This is a genomic window from Bacillus nitratireducens (genome assembly GCF_001884135.1).
Classification (GTDB): Bacteria; Bacillota; Bacilli; order Bacillales; family Bacillaceae_G; genus Bacillus_A; species Bacillus_A nitratireducens.
Genome location: NZ_MAOC01000091.1, coordinates 341,373 through 356,882, shown reverse-complemented (window position 1 = coordinate 356,882; position 15,510 = coordinate 341,373). Strand labels below are relative to the sequence as shown.

Below are 15,510 nucleotides of genomic sequence, written 5' to 3'. Positions count from 1 at the left end.
TACTATGTTAGATGAAAAATAATGCAGCCAAAGTAATTCCAAAAATAAAGCCAAATCCGAGTTCAACGCCCCAGCCACAACCGCCGCCACCCCAGCCACAACTATCGCAACCACGACCGCCGCATCCACAGCCACTAAATCCACCACTGAATCCACCACCGCATCCAAATCCACAGTTATCACATCTGCTAATACCACCGCAAATATCACATCCACCGTTTGAATATGCGTTATAATATCCGAATCCTGTATCAAAAGATGAGCGCTGTTGCATTGGTTCAATCCAAACAGAATCGTTTGTTACATCGATTATTTTGCCTAAGTGAATGCGACCATCACGATCTTCAATTCGAACAACTTTACCGAAATAACGTTGGCATGTATCATAACATTTTTTTCTATGCATGTTCTTTCCTCCTTCCGCATTACCGTAATACGATATGTAAGCAGGACAAGTGCGGCTTGTACGAATGACCTATCTATCATAATTGTTATACGAAAGGGGAAATATACGAACAGGATACATAACGAGGAGGAAGAGAAAATGAAATCTACAGACCAATTTCAGACGTACGAAGTTCCTTGGGAAGAATTTATTGAAGCATTGCGGAGAGAGATGAAGAAACAAGTAGGAGCGGATATTATAGACACAGTAGTCTGTAATTTAGAAGATGGTTTTGAAGTGTATACATATGTGCAAGGAGATTTGGATTTCGAGTATACAGAAGCTCTTGAACGAAAATACGGGAGTGACGGGAAAATCCCTAATTTGTTAACAGTTATGCTGGTAGCGAGCATTTATAATACGCCGGAAGAGAATATACGTTTACATGCAGATCAGAAGGAAAATCCGATTGTTGAAGTATATGTGAAGAAATAAAGAGTGCGCTAATTATAGCGTGCTCTTTATTTCTTGTATTGAAAAGAAAATCAAACTTTAGTGGTGGAATTTATAGCGGGAAAAGTATGAAAGCTATGTGTTATTTCAGATATATAATAAGGAAAAAACTAGAAATAAAATATGGGAGTAGTTCATTTTTATTTACATAATGTACTCGTTGTGAACTGTTGTCCTAAAATACAAGTCATATATCTTGTTTCCTCTCATAAATTTAAACATAGGAATTTGTCTACAAAGGTGGCGAAGCCTCATCATGAAAATTCGAATTTGTGCCACGTTCATGCTGTTTCTATTTATATGTTTACCTTTTTCAGTTTTTGCAAAAGGAGAGGAGGCAAAGGAAAGGGTCGTTTCACTTGTATATGATGATTCGGGCAGCATGAGAAATAACGATCGCTGGAAGTATGCCAATTACGCCTTGCAAAGTTTAGTTGCGCTATTAGATGAGAAAGATAAATTTTCTTACGTTCCAATGAGCAAGCCGAATGCTCCATTAAACATTTCATTAACAAAGGATCAAAGGCAAACAGAAATTGAGGGGATTGGGGCGTGGAAAACATATTTAAATACTCCATTTAGCGCAGTAGAAACGGCGATGCAATCTATAAAAAAGGAAGCAGATATAGATGGGAAACGTGAATTTTGGCTTATTGTATTAACTGACGGGGCATTTAATGATTTGGAGAAAGATAAGATTGGTGGAAAAGAACAAATTACACAGAAGTTAGCGCAGTTTAAGAAAGAAATGGATTCGAAAAAGATCTCTTTACATCCAGTCTTAATCACGATGGAAGAGGATTTAGGGCAGCAAGAAAAAGAACAGCTAAATACGTTTAAAGAAATATGGAAGAAAGAGATAAATGGTGTTACGATGCCATCTAGTGGTGAGGATGGCATTGTAAAAAGTGTAAATCAAGTGGCAGCATTAGTTGCCAATCGTGACCCATTCTCCTCGGTTGAAACAATTGTCAAAACGAAAATAGTAGGGAAAAAAATAGAAATTACAACGCCGTTCCCATTAAAGCGTATGACGCTTGTACGACAATCATCGTCTTTGTCTAATTATAAAGTTATGCAAATTTCTAAACCGTTACAAGTGCAGTCTTCTTTTTCCATACATGCACCAGGAGAAGCTAAATTATTCGGAAATATAGTACATGTGAGTACAGCGAATCAGGAAGTGATTAAGCCAGGAACATATACGATAGAAGTGGATCAAGATATGGAGAACGAAGGGTTACAAGTACTTGTTGAACCAGCGCTTAATTATACTGTTTCTACGTATGACAAAGATGATAAAGATAGAAAAAATGTTGAGAAAATGTACGAAGGAGTAACGGCTGTTATTGAAGCAAAACCTACGGAGCTTCCAATTCAAATTTCTTATTTTGAAGCAGAAGTAGAAATAGACGGAAAGCAGTATCCGATGAAGTGGGATGATAAAAGACATGTGTTTTATTATGAGACAAAAGTTGGCAAAGAGTTAGTACGCGGAAAAGTTCATATGAACATAAAGGGATTTTATAGGCAGACGAAAGAATTCAAAATTGATACATCCATAAAACCGAAATTAACACTTCAAACTGTTACAAAAGGTTACGAAGAAAAGGTAACGAATTTGGAAAATAGTAAACCATTTATTTTACAGCCGCAGTTAGATGGTAAACCGATGACAGAAGAGGCTGTAAAGAAACTATTAAAATCTACTGGTGTCACATCCAATCAATCAATCAACTATGAAGTAAAACAACATGATAATCAAATTTACGTTTATCCTCGACCTTATTACTCCGACACATTCAATTTTACAGATACAGGCACCGTAGAAGCTACCATCACGATTAATGATTCAAAATTACAAAAAGTAAAGGAAAAGATTGTACTTCACATAGAAAATGCACCATTTTTTGAGAAATATGCGCTCATTTTTAAATTTGTAATTCCTATCACTTTATTACTTTTAGTAGTAGGAATTATTATCTTAGGATGGATTGTTCGTCCGAGATTTCACCGAAAAGCATTATTATATTATGAATGGGATCAAGAGGTAGCGAAAGATTGGCTTTATCAATCCGAACCAGAGTTACTTAAAAATAAATGGTGGAAGCACTATTTTGGTATTCCATTCCGAGCAGAAAGAAAGACGGTGCAATCTGTAACATTAATAGCGAAAAATGGATCGAAATCTATATTTGTAGCGAAAGAGTCACAAGTAGTTGGGATGATTATTGATGGAATGTTTATAACAGAGGATGAGGTTGGAATGGAACATAAGACACTATATCCAAATGAACTTTTAGTAATTGATAGAGGATACGGTAAAGAGATTTACAGGTACGAGTGTGAATAGGAGATAGGGAAAAGAGGGGAATTTTAGCTTTCTCCTCCTTTTTCAAACAAGCAAGAATAGGAAGGTGGTTCACATGACGTTACAAGTTCCAACGATATTAATTGGTTTAGGTGGAATCGGTAGTACTGTGACACATCAAATATATGAAAGGCTACCTGAGGAGCGCCGAAAAAAGGTAGCAATGCACGTATTTGATACAGATGTGAATACATTGAGTAAATTTGATCATATTCGGAAGTTTAAGACGCAAACAAGTTCGAGTAAAACGCCAAGAGAGTATATTGCGGGAGATCCAACAATTCCGGAGTGGTTTCCGATGGACCCGACTATACTTGATAAACCACTGACAGAAGGGGCAGGACAGTTACGCGTCATTTCCCGTTTAGCGTTACGTGCTGCGATGAAAGAAGATAAATTGACATCCTTTTGGCAAGAAATCGAGAAGATTTTTCCGGTTACAAGCGATCAAACGGAATATGGAGTGCGTGTCATTATCGTAACATCACTAGCGGGCGGAACAGGTTCAGGGATGTTTTTACAAATCGCATTATATTTGCGTGAAATGCTTCGGAAAAAATTGCAGCATCACAACATTTTAATTCGCGGTGCGTTTTTAATGCCAGATGTTTTAGTGAAGACGAGAACGGTTAGTGCAAAAGAGTTTGAAACGGTGCAAGCAAACGGCTATGCCTCGTTAAAAGAATTACATGCTATTACACTCGGCTCTACCGGTGAATTATCAAAACGAGGCGGCGTCACGATTGAATTAGAATATCGTCCTGATCAAGTGGATGAAGATGGAAGAACGAATCATACGATAAAGCAGCATCATTTACCGTACAATTATTGCTTCTTATATGATTATGAAAATTTACATGGGCACCATTTGCACAACTTATCAGATTATATGGAGCAAATGGCAAATACAATTCATTTACAGTTATTTAGTCCAATGTCTGCAAATCATTTTGCACAAGAAGATAATCAAATTCAGCAATTGGCAGAATCGAGCGGGAAAGGTAGATATTGCGGAGCAGGAACGGCAAAACTTATTTATCCGTATGAGCACGTTTTGAAATATTGTGCTTTAAAATGGGCGGTTCAAGGTTTAGATGAATCTTGGCTTCATTTAGATCAACTGTTTCAAGAAAAGAAGCAAAGATACGACCAAGATGTCAAACGTGGTATGCAGCGTGAAAAGCCAGAACGCGGGAAAAGTTATTTAGAAGATTTAGAGCATCTTGCTACTCGTCCAGAGCAGGCTCATATTTTTTATAGACAAATGTTCAATGAAACGCGTGAAGGAGCAGAGGGCGGTAAGGTCGGTGTCGCAAAGTCTAAGTTGTTTTTAGAGGCTGTTGAAAGCTATGTACACCGTACAGTGCAAAAAGATGAAGAATTAAACCGCCTGCAGCATGAGTGCAAAATATCGGCTGCGAAACTTAAAATAATGGAACAAATGAAAGGTGAAGTAGCGAGAGTTGATCATGCGGTTCGTTTATATGCGTATGCGATTCCGAGCCGTGTACATGAACATGTAACTACCCTTTTATATGACATGATCGAATCAGATCGCTTTACACCGAGTGGCTCAGAAGGACAGTCTTATCAATTAAATACATGGTTTTTAAAGAAAACGGATCCTGTCCATCCCGTTGCAGCGCGTTTTATGCTGTATGAAATCCGAAAGCAGTTAGTAGAGAAGATGAATCGACTACATGAAAATAATGAACAAAAGCGTAATTTAATTCAAAATTACGATAAGAAATTTAATGTGAGTAATATTGATGGAACGGTAACAGCTGTTCGCCGAGTAGAAATTGCGCAGCAACAAGGCTGGTTTGGAAAAATGATTAATAATCAGCAGCGTTTGTTTAAAAAAGAATTTGAAGATATTGTAACGCAGTACGTACACAAATTAAGTGAGTATCGTAAAGAGATGTTGTTAGAACTCGTGTATCAATCGCTATACCAAGCAGTTGATAAAATGATTCAATATTGGGAAAGGTTTTTTGATAACTTACACGAAACACGTGAAAATTTATTGTTTGAAATTCAAAAGCGAAGCAAAGAATTTGAGGGGAAAACGAACCCGACGAATGTATACGTATTAGCTGAAGAGAAATTACAAGAAAAGATTTGGCAAGATATGCAGCAACATTTAAATTTAGGTGTATTACCGAAAGATATATCAGCAGAAATTTATATGAGCTTGTACGGGGAATATTGTCGTGATGCGAAAGCCGAAGAAATTCAGTCGAAAAAGGTTGAAGACTTCTATCGTGAACATATATTGAGTTATTGTTATGACGAACTTCAAGTACGCTATCGTGACAAATTAGAGCTTAATATCGTTGAAGCATTGCGAAAAGAAGCAGATTTCAAGAAGCGTGATCGTGATGAATACGTTCGTGAAAAAATTGAAGATCTTTTCCATTTAGCAAGTCCGTTCGTTCCGAAAGTTTCTCATCATAGGGAATTACAATATTGGGGCGTACATCCATCTTTAAAACAAGAATTGCAAGAAGAGTTATTGCAAGAAATGTTCAAAGAAAAAGATACGGTAAACGAGGCGTTTTCACCATTTGAAGTGATTTGTTATCGTGCTCATTACGGATTATCGCTACAAGATTTTCCTAAGCTTTCATCTGGGCATATTTCAAATGGTTTTATGAATGATAAAGGTGATTACTTCCAATCGTATTATCGCCGCGTGAACAAATTAAATAGTAAAAAATCTAGTTTGACGCCGCATTTAGATAAATATTGGCATTTGCCAGCCTTTATGCCAGACTTGAATGCAACGCAAACGAAGTTAGATTACGATAAATGTAATCGTGCTCTTCTATACGCGTATATGTACCGCTGGATTAGTTTAGTTGCTGTGGATGGACAATTCGTGTATCAATATAATGGTGTCGGCCGTAGTTTTTTAATCCAGTCGATGGGAAAAAATATTTCAAGCGAAAGTTATAAGTTGCACAGAGCGTTGCTTCATAATCCGTTCATTTATGAAAACATCTTGTCCAGGTTTGAAGAAGAACAAGACAAAGCGATGATACAAGGTGGACATTTATATACACATCCATTTGTATTAGGTGCTCAAGATATTAGATGGCTTCGTAAAGAGCATGTCCATAATATTTTAGATATGATTTTAATGTATGACCGTGAGGCGAAATATGACCCGACGTTAGAAGAAACATCCGACGAGTTGTTAAGATTATTCCTTGATGAAATTGAGTTGTATTTCCAAAATTACTACGGAACAGGCGCGGATATGGTTGCGAAGAAAGAAAAAGAGATGTTTATTAAGCAATTGTGGGATCGTTCGTATGCGAAAGGGTATGTAGATCCAAATAGTGCACCTTATAAAAAATGGCAAAATGTATTACATGTTCACGATGAAGAAGAAGCACCAAAAACGAATGTATAATGAGCGAAAAGGGAATCCTTAAGAATGGCAATACAACTTTAGAAAAGAGGGATTCCGATGCCGTTTTTAGGGAGTGTATATCAAATATTTGGATTATATCCAGAAATTTATTATGGAATGATTTCAGCGGAGATTGCAGAGCAACAAATGGAAGAACAAAAAGAACAAGAAAATCATGAGACTGAAGTATAAAACCATGCAGGCTACTCGCCTGCGTGGTTTTTTCGTGTTACAATAAAGCGAATTTTTTAAGGGAGAGAAAGAGATGAAATGGATTTATTTTATTATTATCAACGTTATAGCATTTAGTATGATGGGGCTTGATAAGCGAAAAGCAAAGAAAAAGCAGTGGAGAACGCCAGAAAGTACGTTATTTTTATCAGCTGCAGCTGGAGGAGCGGTTGGAGCTTGGATTGGTATGTATATGTTTCATCATAAGACACATAAAAGTAAATTTGTCTTCGGTATTCCAGTGCTCGTTATTATAACAGTAGGAGTGTTTTTATACATATAAGGGATTTGTAAGAGGAATGTCGAAAGAAATGCAGATTGAATATTGGTAAAGTAAGCATGTGAGACCTTATAATGAAGAAAAAAAGAGCAGAGGAGAACAGGGAAGATGGGGAGTCAAGCAGCACAACAAAAGCAGGGGATTATATATGCGGCAGGTGCGTATACGATGTGGGGAGTCCTTCCGATTTATTGGAAATGGGTGGAGGAAGTACCGGCAGATGAAATATTAGCGCATCGCATCGTTTGGGCATTTGTTTTTATGTTGTTAGTTTTAGGAGTAACAAAGAGATTTCGTCAGTTTGGTGGGGAGTTAGTGGCCCTTTTTAAACGACCTAAATTATTAATGTCATTAACAATTGCTTCGGTACTTATTAGTGGAAACTGGTTTGTATACATATGGGCAGTAAATCATAACCATGTAATCGAAGCGAGTCTTGGGTATTATATTAATCCACTTATAAGTATTTTACTTGGTACAGTTGTTTTAAAAGAGAAGCTTAATTTTTGGCAATATGTTGCGGTCGGTTTAGCTGGATTAGGTGTCGTTATTTTAACGGTACGTTTCGGATCAATTCCATGGGTTTCTCTTTCACTTGCTTTTTCATTTGGATTATATGGATTAACGAAAAAATTATTAAATTACGACGCAACAATCGGGCTTACGATGGAAACGATGTTAGTGACGCCATTTGCACTTATATATTTGTTTATGACAGGAGTGCATGGTTTCGGTTCGTTCGGTTCTATTTCGGCAATATCAACGTTTCTTTTAATAGGTGCGGGTATTGTTACAGCATTACCACTCTTTTATTTTGCTAAAGGGGCACAACTTATTCCGCTCTATATGATAGGGTTTTTACAATACATCGCACCGACTATTAGTTTAATTTTAGGTGTGTTCGTTTTTGGTGAACATTTCACATCTACTCATATGATTGCGTTTTTCTGTATATGGATTGCTTTATTTGTCTTTTCAATGGCGAAAACAAAGTTTCTACTACAGAAACAACCAAAATTTATTAAAAATAAATCAGCAAAAGTATCATAATGCGTAGTATTTTCTACGCATTTTTCTTTATACTTATATTATATAGAAATTCCATTATAGTCAGTGAGGAGCTGAAAAACATGGAAACAATTTTACATAATGATCCACTTATAGCAGCTATAATTTCTTGGTTTTTAGCACAGTTAACGAAAGTCGTTTTTAAATTAATAAAAACAGGCGAGTTTGATTTTGCTAAGTTTTTCGCTTCAGGTGGAATGCCAAGTTCGCATGCTTCGACTGTTACTGCACTTGCTACAGGTGTCGGAGTGGTGGAAGGTGTGGAGAGTCCAATATTTGCGGTTGCCGCTATTTTTGCCATTATTGTTATGTACGATGCTTCAGGAGTAAGGCTTGCGGTAAGTAAGCAAGCGAAAATATTGAATGATTTTTTTCATGGTAGACAAACAGAATATAAAAAGTTAAATGAGCTCGTTGGACATACACCGTATCAAGTTGTTGTTGGTGCACTATTAGGAATTGTTGTCGGGGTTGGGTATTGTTTGTAAGCAGAATGTGTAATACACGTTCTGCTTTTCTTTGTTTTCATACATATTTAGCTAGCTTTTCGAATATCGTATACGGACTTAGAAAGGGTGGGTGAGCGGTGTGCTACTATATGACAAAGTGCGTGAGGAGATAGAGCGGAGAACGACTGCACTTCAAACGATGCAAAGGCAAGACGGAACGTGGTCATTTTGTTTTGAAGGAGCATTGCTAACGGATTGTCACATGATTTTTTTACTCAAATTATTAGGACGAAATGACGAAATAGAGCCGTTCGTGAAAAGGTTAGCGTCTCTTCAAACAAATGAAGGGACTTGGAAATTATACGAAGATGAAAATGGAGGGAATTTATCCGCGACGATTCAAGCATATGCTGCTTTACTTGCTTCGGAAAAATATTCGAAGGAAGATATAAATATGAGGCGAGCTGAAATGTTTATTAAGGAACACGGGGGAGTTTCTCGTGCTCATTTTATGACGAAATTTTTATTAGCGATTCATGGAGAATATGAATTTCCTACGCTTTTTCACTTTCCAACGCCAATCTTATTTTTACAAGATGACTCCCCGCTCAGTATATTTGAGTTAAGTAGCTCAGCCCGTATACATTTAATTCCGATGATGATTTGTATGAATAAGAGATTCCGTGTAGAAAAAAAGTTATTGCCAAATTTAAATCATATTGCAGGCGAAGGTGGACAATGGTTTCGGGAGGAGCGGTCTCCGTTGTTTCAATCGTTTGTAGGTGATGTGAAAAAGGTAATAGCTTATCCACTTTCTTTACATCATAAAGGATACGAAGAAGTGGAGCGCTTTATAGGAGAACGTATAGATGAAAATGGAACATTATATAGTTACGCGAGTGCTACGTTTTATATGATTTATGCTTTGCTTGCATTAGGGCACTCTATTCAGTCTCCAATTATTGAGAAAGCTGTGATAGGATTAAAATCTTATATATGGAAGATGGACAGAGGAAGTCATTTGCAAAATTCTCCTTCTACCGTATGGGATACCGCTTTACTTAGCTATTCATTGCAAGAAGCTAATGTAATGAAAGAAAATAAGATGATTCAAAAGGCAACGGAATATTTACTACAAAGACAACAAACTAAGAGAATGGATTGGAGCGTACATGCACCATCAATTATGGCTGGCGGCTGGGGATTTTCAGATGTGAATACGACAATCCCTGATGTAGACGATACAACAGCTGCTCTTAGAGCGTTAGCGCGAAGTAGAGGGAGTAGCAGAGTAGATAGTGCGTGGGAAAGAGGTGTGGAGTGGTTAAAAGGATTGCAAAACAATGATGGAGGCTGGGGAGCTTTCGAACGGGGGGTAACGAGCCGTATATTAGCGAATTTACCGATTGAGAATGCGAGTGATATGATAACTGATCCGTCCACACCAGATATTACAGGTAGGGTGTTAGAATTTTTCGGCACATTCGCACCGAATGAATTGCCTGAAGAGCAAAAAAAGAAAGCAGTCAAATGGTTAATGGATGTACAGGAACTGAATGGATCATGGTATGGGAAATGGGGGATATGCTATATATACGGTACATGGGCAGCGATGACAGGTCTACTTGCATTAGGAGTACCTTCTACTCATCCGTCGGTGAAAAAAGCAGCTTTATGGCTTGAACATGTACAGCACACAGATGGAGGCTGGGGAGAATCATGTCAAAGTAGTGAGGAGAAAAAATTTGTTTCGTTACCCTTTAGTACACCGTCACAAACAGCGTGGGCGCTTGATGCACTCATTTCTTACTATGATCAAGAAACACCAATTATTCGAAAAGGAATTTCATATTTGCTCGCGCAGCCTACTATGAATGAAAAATATCCTACTGGTACAGGGTTACCGGGTGGCTTTTATATTCGGTATCATAGTTACGGACATATATATCCGTTGCTCGCTTTGGCACATTATATAAAAAAATATAAAAAATAAACCGAGAGTAGCTCTCGGTTTATTTTTCGGGTAGTAGGTCCCTGTTGAAAAGAATAAGGAATGTTGTAGTGCCTTATTTTTCTGATGACTGGCGTTTTTGACGTGCATCAGCGGCATTTGCACGTGCGTTTGCTTCTAAGTCATTGTGGTCAGCGAGTTCGCGAGAGAACTCAACATCAATGCCATCAGCAGATTTGTTTCGGTTTACATTTTTGTTTTTCATTCGACACAATCTCCTTGTGTTTTATCCCGCATAACGGGTAGTAAAACTCCCACCTCAAAATTCAGATGGAACAAAGAAGCTAGGTGGGAGATTAACTGCCCGTAAATGCCCGATTGGTGAGGGCTAATAATCAGTGGGGGATGAACAAACTCCCCACTGATTAAAGTTTCACTTTATGCGACGTTGCAAAGTTAGTTTGACACAAATAGACTTTTTTATACAAAGAGGATTTGGAAAGCATAGAGCCGAAATATACAGTATAGCTAATAGAAATGGGGGATAGGGATGGACTTGTTAAATGGAAAAACAGCAGTTGTAACAGGTGCTGCGCAGGGGATTGGAAAAGAAATCGCACGAGTTTTTGCAAAACTAGGGGCTAAAGTATTAATTAGTGATGTAAATGAAGAGAAGCTACAAAAAACGACACGTGAGTTATTGGATGAAGGATATGAAGTGAGCTTATATCGATGTGATGTGAGCAATCAAAATGAAGCGAAGTCGCTAATTGAATATGCGGTTCAAAAATTTGGTACACTACATATTTTAGTGAATAACGCTGGGGTTACAAGAGATGCAATGTTACATAAAATGGAGAAGTCTGCTTGGGAGCAAGTATTACAAGTTAATTTAACAGGCGTTTTTTATTGTATGCAGCCAGCACTTCTTTATATGAGGCAACAAGGGTATGGGCGGATTATTAATATATCTTCAATTAGTAGAGAAGGAAACATAGGACAAGCAAATTATGCAGCTACAAAAGCAGGTGTTGTAGGCTTAACAAAAACAGCAGCGAAAGAGGTTGGGAGTTTCGGTATTACTTGTAATGCCATTTGTCCAGGGTTTATGGATACAGATATGACAAAAACGATACCAGATAAAGTAAAAGAAAAGATGATTGGCGCGATTCCAGTTGGTAGAATTGGAACGCCAGAAGATATTGCGAACGCAGCAGCCTTTTTAGCATCAGAATACGCTTCCTATATTACAGGAGAAGTGTTAAATGTAAGCGGGGGATTGCAAGTTTAAATGAATACATAATGAAAAGAACCTGACCGGATAGGTCAGGTTCTTTTTCGTTAGTTTAAGTTGAGCCAAACGCTCTTCACTTCTGTATAGTTATTTAATGCGTAAGATCCCATTTCACGGCCAAGGCCGGATTGTTTAAATCCTCCAAATGGAGATGCTGCATCAAAGACGTTATAGCAGTTTACCCATACAGTACCAGCACGTACTTTACTTGCAACATAGTGTGCTGTTTTAACATTTTCTGTCCACACACCAGCCGCTAAGCCGAATTGTGATTTATTTGCACGTTCAATTACTTCATCAATATCGTTAAAAGGTATTGCAGAAATAACTGGACCGAAAATTTCTTCTTTTGCGATCGTCATTTCGTCATTTACGTCAGCGAATACTGTAGGAGAAACGAAGTAGCCTTGATCGAATGGATTACTTCCTCCACAAAGTACTTCAGCGCCTTCTTCAATCCCTTTTTCAATGTAGCCCATTACACGTTTTTGTTGTTCTTCGGAAACGAGAGGACCGATTGTTGTTTCTGGACTTAGACCAGCGCCTTGATTTAATTTTTTAGAATAAAGGACGAGATCAGCCATGACATTATCGTACATTTTCTTTGGAACAAATAAGCGTGATCCAGCAGAGCATACTTGTCCTTGGTTAAACATAACACCAGAAAGTGCACCAGGAATCGCGCGAGATAAGTCGGCATCTGGTAAAATAATGTTCGGTGATTTACCGCCAAGCTCTAAAGTAACACGTTTCAATGATTCAGATGCTTGTCGCATAATTTGTTTACCGACTGGAGTAGAGCCAGTAAATGCAATTTTATCAACGAGTGGATGATTAACAAGAGCTTGTCCAGCTGATTCACCGAATCCAGGAACGATATTAATAACACCTTTCGGGAATCCAGCTTCTTCAATTAATTCAGCTAAGTATAGAGCGGATAGTGGAGTTTGTTCTGCAGGTTTTAAAACGATTGTACATCCTGTAGCAAGCGCTGCTCCCATTTTCCACATTGCCATAAGAAGTGGGAAGTTCCAAGGAATAATTTGACCAACGACACCAACAGCCTCATGGCGTGTATAGTTAAAGTAATTACCAGAAACAGGGATTGTTTGACCAACGATTTTCGTCGCCCAGCCAGCATAATAGCGCATATGTTCAATTGCAAGTGGTATGTCTGCTGCCATTGTTTCACGGATTGGCTTTCCGTTATCTAATGTTTCGAGCTGTGCAAGCTCTTCTTTATGTTCTTCCATTAAATCAGCTAACTTGTACATAAGACGGCTTCGCTCAGCAGTGCTCATGCGAGACCAAGGACCTTCGTCAAAAGCCATGCGAGCTGCAACGACAGCTTTATGAATATCTTCGCGACCAGCTTCAGAAACAACGGCAAGTGTTTCGCCGGTTGCTGGGTTAGGTGTTTTAAATGTTTTACCGGAAGCGCTTTCAATGAAGGATCCATTCACATATAACTTTTTTGTACCTTGAAGAAACTTTTCTACCTTTTCATGAAGATTTACAGCTAGTTGACTCATTGTATAACCCCCTTGAAAGTATAATGTAAACGCAGTACGAGACGGCGTTTATTCCGAAATCAAGGATGTGGGAACTAGATGGAAAGCCTCTAATTTAAATCATAATTAACAAATGCTGAAAATTCAAATTTCATTTGTGTTACAATTGTAAAAAATATGTAATGTAAGAGGGTCTTCTATATGATTATAAAAAATCCTGCTTGTTTTTGCTTTCTAGTAGGAAAAACTAGAAGAACAATGGTACAATAATACATCGTGAGAGGAGGGAGAAAAATGAAGGATTATCATGATGATCCACGCTTTCGAATCGCCCATAGAGAAGCGTTAATTGGTCTTGGACTTGCTATTATTAATTTTATAATATGGTACGGATTTGCTTATGGGCTTGGTAGTAAAAATCCAAGTGAATATACATATGTATTCGGTTTTCCAGCATGGTTTTTTTATAGCTGTATCGTTGGGTTTGTCGTTATGGTTATTTTACTTAGTTTAGTTGTTCGTTTTGTATTTCAAGATATTTCACTCGATGAGGAAGAAAAAAGTGAGGAATAATAGATGAATTGGTATGTGATCATTCCAATGATAATTTCATTTATCGTTGTGTTTTTAATTGGTGTATATGCTTCAAGACGCGTACAAGCGACTGCTAATAATAAATTTTTACAAGAATATTTTCTTGGTGGGCGTGAACTTGGCGGTTTATTATTAGCGATGACAATGATTGCTACGTACGGTAGTGCTAGTAGCTTTATTGGTGGTCCAGGTATTGCGTACAATATGGGCCTCGGATGGGTATTATTATCTGCGATTCAAGTTGTAACAGGGTATATCGTTTTAACGGTTATCGGTAAAAAGTTTGCAATTATCACTAGGAAGATGGAAGCCATTACTCTTATCGATTATTTAAAGGGAAGATACAATAATAAAGCAGTTGTTATACTTTCTGCGTTATGTATTATTATCTTTTTATTTTCAGCAACAGTAGCTCAATGGGTCGGTGGTGGCCGATTAATTGAATCACTAACGGGTCTATCTTATACAACAGCACTATTTTTATTTACTTTTTCTGTACTTGTATACGTATTAATTGGTGGATTTCGTGCAGTTGCTTTATCAGATACGTTATTAGGAATCATTATGTTAGTTGGAACGACAATCATTTTAATTGCTACTGTCATTGCTGGTGGTGGAATTGAAAAGATTATGCAGGAGCTTATTCAAATCAATCCAAATTTAATTACACCATTCGGAGCGGATGGTAGTTTAACGAAATCATATGTGACATCATTTTGGATTTTAATTGGAATTGGTGTTGTTGGTTTACCGCAAATTAGCGTGCGTGCCATGTCTTATAAAAATTCAAAAGCTATGCACCAAGCGTTAATAATTGGAACGGTTGTTGTAGGTACAATTATGATTGGTATGCATTTAACAGGTGTATTTGCGCGAGTCGTACTTCCGGGTATAACAGTACCGGATAAAGTCATGCCGCTACTCGCGATGGAAGTGTTGCCACCTTGGTTAGCTGGAGTTTTCTTAGCTGCACCAATGGCAGCGATTATGTCTACAGTAAACTCGTTATTGTTACTTGTAAGTTCATCAATTATTAAAGACATATACGTAAATTACATAAATAAAGATGCAGCAGACAGTACGATTAGAAAAGGAAGTTTGTGGATTACTGGTATCGTAGGGCTGCTCGTTTATGCAGCAGCAATTAAACCACCAGATTTTTTAATATGGTTAAATTTATTTTCTTTCGGTGGATTAGAAGCAGCATTTATTTGGCCAATCGTATTAGGGTTATATTGGAGAAAAGGAAATGCAACAGGAGCGCTTGCCTCTATTTTAGTTGGGGTAGGCTCATATATGTGTATTCATCTTTTCTATCCAAATCCGTTCGGTATACATACAGTTGTCTTCCCAATTTGTTTTGCGTTTATCGCTTATATTATTGGAAGTATGAGTGCTATGAAGAAGAACAGTATAGGTTAGAGGAAGAACGTAGTCCTTATAGA

14 protein-coding genes are annotated in these 15,510 nt (G+C 37.7%); 11 read left to right on the top strand and 3 right to left on the bottom strand.

The window, feature by feature from the left end:
* Positions 1-7: 7 nt before the first annotated feature.
* A complete protein-coding gene (locus tag BAU23_RS26645) occupies positions 8-406 on the bottom strand; it encodes a hypothetical protein (protein ID WP_071735532.1) in 399 nt (132 codons plus the stop codon).
* Positions 407-544: 138 nt separating this feature from the next.
* Between BAU23_RS26645 and BAU23_RS26640 the strand changes: the two genes are divergently transcribed.
* The 8 genes from BAU23_RS26640 (at position 545) to BAU23_RS26605 (ending at position 10,708) form a co-directional block, all read left to right on the top strand.
* The gene (locus BAU23_RS26640; protein ID WP_000842909.1) at positions 545-880 is read left to right on the top strand and encodes a hypothetical protein; all 336 of its coding nucleotides are present in this window, start codon (positions 545-547) and stop codon (positions 878-880) included.
* 274 nt (positions 881-1,154) lie between these two features.
* Positions 1,155-3,251: a vWA domain-containing protein gene (locus BAU23_RS26635; RefSeq protein ID WP_071735530.1), complete on the top strand. Its 2,097-nt coding sequence runs from the start codon at positions 1,155-1,157 to the stop codon at positions 3,249-3,251.
* A 73-nt stretch (positions 3,252-3,324) separates the two neighbouring features.
* Positions 3,325-6,687 (top strand): tubulin-like doman-containing protein, encoded by a 3,363-nt coding sequence (locus BAU23_RS26630; protein ID WP_071735528.1) that lies wholly within the window; start codon positions 3,325-3,327, stop codon positions 6,685-6,687.
* Between the two features lie 57 nt (positions 6,688-6,744).
* Positions 6,745-6,879 (top strand): hypothetical protein, encoded by a 135-nt coding sequence (locus tag BAU23_RS26625; RefSeq protein WP_001116171.1) that lies wholly within the window; start codon positions 6,745-6,747, stop codon positions 6,877-6,879.
* Between the two features lie 73 nt (positions 6,880-6,952).
* On the top strand, positions 6,953-7,201 hold the full coding sequence (locus tag BAU23_RS26620) for a DUF1294 domain-containing protein (protein WP_000871335.1): 249 nt from the start codon (positions 6,953-6,955) through the stop codon (positions 7,199-7,201).
* Between the two features lie 105 nt (positions 7,202-7,306).
* Positions 7,307-8,248: an EamA family transporter RarD gene (gene rarD, locus BAU23_RS26615; protein ID WP_000535482.1), complete on the top strand. Its 942-nt coding sequence runs from the start codon at positions 7,307-7,309 to the stop codon at positions 8,246-8,248.
* 80 nt (positions 8,249-8,328) lie between these two features.
* Positions 8,329-8,754: a divergent PAP2 family protein gene (locus tag BAU23_RS26610; protein ID WP_000447809.1), complete on the top strand. Its 426-nt coding sequence runs from the start codon at positions 8,329-8,331 to the stop codon at positions 8,752-8,754.
* Between the two features lie 100 nt (positions 8,755-8,854).
* Positions 8,855-10,708 carry a terpene cyclase/mutase family protein gene (locus BAU23_RS26605; RefSeq protein WP_071735526.1) on the top strand — a complete coding sequence of 618 codons (1,854 nt, stop codon included), beginning with the start codon at positions 8,855-8,857 and terminating at the stop codon, positions 10,706-10,708.
* A 73-nt stretch (positions 10,709-10,781) separates the two neighbouring features.
* On the opposite strand, the gene BAU23_RS26600 is transcribed toward BAU23_RS26605, so the two are convergent.
* Positions 10,782-10,931, bottom strand: a complete 150-nt coding sequence (locus BAU23_RS26600) for a YfhD family protein (protein ID WP_000792006.1) — start codon at positions 10,929-10,931, stop codon at positions 10,782-10,784.
* Between the two features lie 285 nt (positions 10,932-11,216).
* On the opposite strand from BAU23_RS26600, the gene fabG reads away from it, so the two are divergent.
* On the top strand, positions 11,217-11,957 hold the full coding sequence (gene fabG, locus BAU23_RS26595; RefSeq protein ID WP_000365010.1) for a 3-oxoacyl-ACP reductase FabG: 741 nt from the start codon (positions 11,217-11,219) through the stop codon (positions 11,955-11,957).
* A 50-nt stretch (positions 11,958-12,007) separates the two neighbouring features.
* Here fabG and dhaS read toward each other — a convergent pair whose 3' ends face one another.
* Positions 12,008-13,492 (bottom strand): aldehyde dehydrogenase DhaS, encoded by a 1,485-nt coding sequence (gene dhaS, locus BAU23_RS26590; RefSeq protein WP_000080284.1) that lies wholly within the window; start codon positions 13,490-13,492, stop codon positions 12,008-12,010.
* Positions 13,493-13,765: 273 nt separating this feature from the next.
* Between dhaS and BAU23_RS26585 the strand changes: the two genes are divergently transcribed.
* A complete protein-coding gene (locus tag BAU23_RS26585) occupies positions 13,766-14,044 on the top strand; it encodes a YhdT family protein (protein ID WP_000656242.1) in 279 nt (92 codons plus the stop codon).
* 3 nt (positions 14,045-14,047) lie between these two features.
* Positions 14,048-15,487 (top strand): sodium/pantothenate symporter, encoded by a 1,440-nt coding sequence (gene panF / locus BAU23_RS26580; protein ID WP_071735524.1) that lies wholly within the window; start codon positions 14,048-14,050, stop codon positions 15,485-15,487.
* Positions 15,488-15,510: the final 23 nt, after the last annotated feature.

Bases quoted from the DNA above. Each gene is read 5' to 3' on its own strand.
- BAU23_RS26645 (WP_071735532.1), bottom strand. From the start codon at position 406: ATGCATAGAAAAAAATGTTATGATACATGCCAACGTTATTTCGGTAAA.
- BAU23_RS26640 (WP_000842909.1), top strand. From the start codon at position 545: ATGAAATCTACAGACCAATTTCAGACGTACGAAGTTCCTTGGGAAGAA.
- BAU23_RS26635 (WP_071735530.1), top strand. From the start codon at position 1,155: ATGAAAATTCGAATTTGTGCCACGTTCATGCTGTTTCTATTTATATGT.
- BAU23_RS26630 (WP_071735528.1), top strand. From the start codon at position 3,325: ATGACGTTACAAGTTCCAACGATATTAATTGGTTTAGGTGGAATCGGT.
- BAU23_RS26625 (WP_001116171.1), top strand. From the start codon at position 6,745: ATGCCGTTTTTAGGGAGTGTATATCAAATATTTGGATTATATCCAGAA.
- BAU23_RS26620 (WP_000871335.1), top strand. From the start codon at position 6,953: ATGAAATGGATTTATTTTATTATTATCAACGTTATAGCATTTAGTATG.
- rarD (WP_000535482.1), top strand. From the start codon at position 7,307: ATGGGGAGTCAAGCAGCACAACAAAAGCAGGGGATTATATATGCGGCA.
- BAU23_RS26610 (WP_000447809.1), top strand. From the start codon at position 8,329: ATGGAAACAATTTTACATAATGATCCACTTATAGCAGCTATAATTTCT.
- BAU23_RS26600 (WP_000792006.1), bottom strand. From the start codon at position 10,931: ATGAAAAACAAAAATGTAAACCGAAACAAATCTGCTGATGGCATTGAT.
- fabG (WP_000365010.1), top strand. From the start codon at position 11,217: ATGGACTTGTTAAATGGAAAAACAGCAGTTGTAACAGGTGCTGCGCAG.
- dhaS (WP_000080284.1), bottom strand. From the start codon at position 13,492: ATGAGTCAACTAGCTGTAAATCTTCATGAAAAGGTAGAAAAGTTTCTT.
- BAU23_RS26585 (WP_000656242.1), top strand. From the start codon at position 13,766: ATGAAGGATTATCATGATGATCCACGCTTTCGAATCGCCCATAGAGAA.
- panF (WP_071735524.1), top strand. From the start codon at position 14,048: ATGAATTGGTATGTGATCATTCCAATGATAATTTCATTTATCGTTGTG.